At 39.4% G+C, this 989-nt stretch carries 2 protein-coding genes; both read right to left on the reverse strand.

The window, feature by feature from the left end:
• Positions 1–222: 222 nt before the first annotated feature.
• Positions 223–501, reverse strand: coding sequence for a helix-turn-helix transcriptional regulator (locus CBG25_RS00500; RefSeq protein WP_290603709.1), 279 nt, complete (start codon positions 499–501; stop codon positions 223–225).
• A 252-nt stretch (positions 502–753) separates the two neighbouring features.
• On the reverse strand, positions 754–989 hold a 236-nt coding region (locus tag CBG25_RS00505), incomplete at its 5' end, for a hypothetical protein (RefSeq protein WP_290603711.1).

The raw sequence follows: 989 nt of genomic DNA on the forward strand, positions 1-989 counted from the left end.
AAATTCGTCAAGGTATAATTGATTTGGCTTATCATTAGATACTGGCAGTAATTTAAGCGGCTTGGTTTCATTTGTAACACTCTACAGAATTTTTATTCTATTTTATGTGAAATTTGCGTAAGTCCTATTTATATTTTTCGTACTCTATATTATGGAGATAGATATTCTTGTCGTAGTGTGTTAAGGCTCAAAGAAGATTGAGCCTTTGAAGCGATTTACCGATTAATCTTTCCGATACTCAACTTTGCATTTTTCCAGCACAAAGATAAACAGACGCACCTGAAACATGGCGAGTAAGCTATTGAGTGAATAGAAATCTAACTTGATTTTAATATCTTCCAACGTCTGTTTTATTGCTGGATAGCTAACAGAACGTAGATGAGCTATTTCTCCTTGAGATAATCCAAGGCAGAACAATATTGCCGTTTCAAATTGGGCTGGCGTTAGCTCTGGAAACACATCATGTAATTCAGAGATGCTAGATAAGTCGAAGGTTCTCATGCCGTCCCCTCCATCACTGGCTTACGTCCAGCCCAGATAAGCCGATCGTCCTTGAATAGCACGTTGAATATACGATGGTCATTACGAGTGAATGAGACTTTGCTAGAAGGCCTATTGGAGTTTTTAGGAAATATCCAATAAGTATCGATAAATTTAGAGCAAGATTGAATGGTAGCCATAGTTGCGGCCTCTTGTACAGGTTGTGAAACCTCACCAAGCCGCTACTAAACGGGGTGGTGAGACGTAACAAGGTTAGTAGACCGGCGTACAAGAAACCGGCGAGCTTTTGGCTCCCTCGCTACGCCTCACCATAATAGAGGCTGTCGCAAAAGGGGTGGAATTTTTTTTCAACAATATCCCACCGTGCAGATTTTCTCTTTTTCTGATTTTAGTTTGTACAAATAATAGACTAAAAATCATCCATAATATCAGAGCAACCGCTCTTGATAAGTTATAGGCCATTGCATGCAGGGTAAATTCGAGCTTTA

This window comes from Arsenophonus sp. ENCA (genome assembly GCF_002287155.1).
Taxonomy (GTDB): domain Bacteria; phylum Pseudomonadota; class Gammaproteobacteria; order Enterobacterales; family Enterobacteriaceae; genus Arsenophonus; species Arsenophonus nilaparvatae.

Bases quoted from the DNA above. Each gene is read 5' to 3' on its own strand.
- CBG25_RS00500 (WP_290603709.1), bottom strand. From the start codon at position 501: ATGAGAACCTTCGACTTATCTAGCATCTCTGAATTACATGATGTGTTT.